Source organism: Candidatus Cloacimonadota bacterium, assembly GCA_011372345.1.
In the GTDB taxonomy this organism is placed as follows: domain Bacteria; phylum Cloacimonadota; class Cloacimonadia; order Cloacimonadales; family TCS61; genus DRTC01.
Map to the genome: position 1 here is coordinate 1 of DRTC01000020.1, position 3,904 is coordinate 3,904.

Here is a 3,904-nt window from a genome sequence, read left to right on the forward strand (position 1 = left end):
CATTTGACCCAATTTCAGTTTAGTTCAAGATGACACAGAGGTTGAAAAATAAGGACTTACGAAATTCAAAATTAACCACTGGTCATTTGAACTAAACTTTAAATAATCCATTGAGGACATAATATACCTCCCTCAAACGCAAAGACAGCTTCTCCAAAAGAGAGGCTGTTTTTGTTTAATGGATCTTTAAGATATTGTATAATTGGATCTGTTAAAATCGTCATAGTGAGTCATAAATTTTATTTTGTCCCTCAATCGACTCATTTTAAAAAACCATAAGATCATTAATAAACCAGCTCTGGATTGGAATAGCTCTAATAATGGGATATTAAACGGATTAACCATACTAATTACCTGTAAAATTTCTGATACTTTTGGCATACTTATTGCAGTTTTTATAATTTAGAAATAGAGGGAGAATCATGAATTTAAAACGATTTTACTTAAAAAACTTTTTGTTTTTGCTATTTTTTTATTTCTTTGGGATAAACTGTCTTGCACATATTTCTGATTATGTTTTTGATGATACTCAAGTTCACGAATTTCATCTTACTTTTGAACAAGAAAATTTTCTTGAACTTCTTCAGGAAAACTATGATAATGGCAGTCATGAATATATTTCTGCTACTTTTGAATTTAACAATGAAATTTATGAAAATGTCGGGACCAGATTTAAAGGTGGTGGATCCATGAATTATCCTTCCTGGAAAAAACCATTTAAGATCAAATTTGATGCTTTTGTCGAAGATCAGGAATTCTACGGACTTGATAAGTTGAGTTTGAGTAATGGATATAATGATCCTACTCAAATAAGAGAAAAAATCTTCGCAGATGTCGTTAATAAATACATCCCAGGACCCAGAGCTAATTTTATAAAGCTTTTTATAAATGGAAGTTATTGGGGACTTTATACAAATGTTGAGCAGATAAATAAAAGGTTTTTAGAAAAAAATTTCGGTGATAATGAAGATGGTAATCTTTTTAAGGGAGATCCAATAGGACATCTCGTCTGGTTGGGAGAAGAACAGGAATCTTATTATAATAAATATGAATTAAAAACAAATGAACTGGAAAATGACTGGTCTGATCTTATTTATCTGATCGACAGAATAAACAACACTACTCTTGCAGAATATCCCGATGAAATAGAACAGGTCTTTCATATTCATAATTTCCTGTACTTCATTGCCATTACAAATATGTTCGTGAATTTTGACAGTTATATTGGTCATGGTCATAATTATTATATCTATCACAGAAATGACACAGATAAATTCATTCATATTCCCTGGGATTTTAATTTTTCTTTCGGACTTTACAATATCGGAGTTCCACCAGCATCCATTTATAACACTCAAATTTTTTTCGGAGAACCTCCTGCTTTCAACAGACCTCTCGTGAACAGAACCTTTGCCATAGATGAATATCGTGAAATTTATCTAATGATCTATCAATATCTTATGGATAATGAATTCAGAGAAGACATCTACTACCCTATAATCGATCAATGGGCTGATCTTATTCGGGAAGCAGTTTATGATGATTCTTTAAAGATGTTTACTAATGAACAGTTTGAAATTGGATTGGAAGAAAATATTCCGGTTGGAATCCAGACTATTGTCGGCTTAAAACCTTTTATCACTAATAGAAGAGATTGTTTGAATATTCAATTAGAAGCATTCGATATTCCAGATAGAATTTCCGGAATATATGTGAATGAATTTATGGCAGATAACATTGATTTTATTGCTGATGAACATGGAGATTATGATGACTGGATTGAAATTTACAATTCCAATGAAGAACCTGTAAATCTCGCAGGATATTTCATTACTGATGATCCTTCTATTCCTGATAAATGGAAATTCCCTGAAACGATCATCGATCCTTTCGATCATCAAATGATCTGGGCTGATAACAACTCAGAACAGGGATCATTCCATGCTAATTTCAAGCTGAACGCCAATGGTGAATTTCTGGGAATCTATGATAAAAACGGTGTTCTTCCATTAGATACATTGAGTTTTGGATATCAGATCGGAAATAATTCCAGTTGTCGTATTCCCGATGGTTCATTTATCTGGGAAATCTCTAATCAGCCAACTCCCGGAGAATCTAACATGGGATCAACTTTCATAGAAGATGATCTTTATAATTCAATTACAAAAATAAGTAATTATCCTAATCCCTTCAATTCAACGACTACAATCTCTTTTAATCTAACCACAGAGCACATGGAGAACACGGAGATTTTTATTTATAATATGAAAGGACAGAAAGTAAAGCAATTAGGAATTACGAATTACGAATTAGGAATTAATTCTGCTGAATGGGATGGAAAAAATGAAGCCTGCAAACCTGTTTCTTCCGGAATCTATTTCTACAAATTACGATCAGGAAGCGAAACTCTGACCAGGAAAATGATCCTTCTCCGCTGATCTCCTTCGTTAAAACTATGGAGATTAAAAAGCTATGAAGGATAAATCTTAATGAAATGATCAATTGAGGACATAATATACCTCCCTCAAACGCAAAGACAGCTTCTCCAAAAGAGAGGCTGTTTTTGTTTGTAACACATTGCTCCTGCTTTGAATTATTAAAAATTTTTGTCATGTCTCAAAGCAGAGCTATGAGTTACTTTTCCACAGAATGCAATTCTGTGCTACAAAAGGTTTGACAGAATTATCACTTTCAAAAAATCAAAGTATGATCAAAATAAAATTTTATAGTTTGATAAGAATATTTTTAAAACTATCCGAAATTGATCTGGAAATTCAAGACCTTTCAATACTCGATCTATTAAAAGAAACTGAAAAAAAAATTGATAAAAAATTCCTTTTTAAACTCATCGACGAAAAAGGTGAACTGAAACAAGGAACAATGATCCTCATCAACGGCAGGAATATTTTTCATCTGCAGAAATTAGATTCTATTGTTTTAGATGGAGATAAGGTTTCGATCTTTCCACCCGGCGGAGGAGGTTAGATGGAGTTTCCTGAAATTTTTTCAAGAAATATCCTTTTCCGGGGAAAGGAAAAACAGGAGATCGTCCGTAATTCCTCGATTCTGATTGCCGGAATAGGCGGACTCGGTTGCGTTGTGTCGGAAATTCTTGTTCGTTCCGGGATCGGGAAATTGATTTTAGTTGATTTTGATATTGTAACCGGATCCGATTTGAACAGGCAGATTTTGTATGATCATAATGATATTGGAAAACCAAAGGCTGAAATTGCTCGAAATAAATTAAAAGCAATTTCAGATCATTCAGATATTATTCCTCTGCAAATAAAAATCACAGAATCTAATTTAATAGAATTTAAGAACCATTATTTTAATGGAATTGCTGATTGTCTTGATAATTTTGAAAGCAGGTTTGCTTTGGAAAGACTTTTACGAAAAGACCAGTTCCTCGTTCATGGTGGAGTTGAATCTGATTTTGGTCAGATCACAACTATCATTCCGGAGAAAACTCAAAGACTGAAAGATATCTATCCAAACATGAAGAACAGAGATTCAATTATACCCGTTATCCCAACAACTGTTCTGACTATCGGTTCCCTAATGGCTCAAGAGATCCTGAATAATATTCTGGGAGAACCGAAATTGGTTAACGAAATGCTGATCATCGAATTAGCGGATTTTTCTTTTTCAAAAGTGATACTCCGGAAGTGATTTTGGTAAGTGAAAAGCCCTTACTTTATTTGATAAATGTTCAAAAAAACTTAAAATGAAATTATTTGAATCCGACTGCTCAGCAGGAACAGAAAGAAGATTTGCAGGAGTTTGGGAACGAGAGGAAAATAATTTGACATATTGAAACTGAACAGGACTTTGGATTTGTGATTTCAATTGGGAGGATATTATGAGAAAGCTATTATTAGTTCTTTTTATCACACTTATTATA

The 3,904-nt window shown here is 33.0% G+C and carries 3 protein-coding genes; all 3 read left to right on the top strand.

Going from position 1 to position 3,904, the window contains the following annotated elements; translation table 11 throughout:
- Positions 1–422 precede the first annotated feature (422 nt).
- The gene (locus ENL20_00405) at positions 423–2,438 is read left to right on the top strand and encodes a T9SS type A sorting domain-containing protein (protein ID HHE37022.1); all 2,016 of its coding nucleotides are present in this window, start codon (positions 423–425) and stop codon (positions 2,436–2,438) included.
- Positions 2,439–2,649: 211 nt separating this feature from the next.
- Positions 2,650–2,985, top strand: a complete 336-nt coding sequence (locus ENL20_00410; protein ID HHE37023.1) for a molybdopterin synthase sulfur carrier subunit — start codon at positions 2,650–2,652, stop codon at positions 2,983–2,985.
- Positions 2,986–3,672, top strand: a complete 687-nt coding sequence (locus tag ENL20_00415; GenBank protein ID HHE37024.1) for a HesA/MoeB/ThiF family protein — start codon at positions 2,986–2,988, stop codon at positions 3,670–3,672.
- Positions 3,673–3,904: the final 232 nt, after the last annotated feature.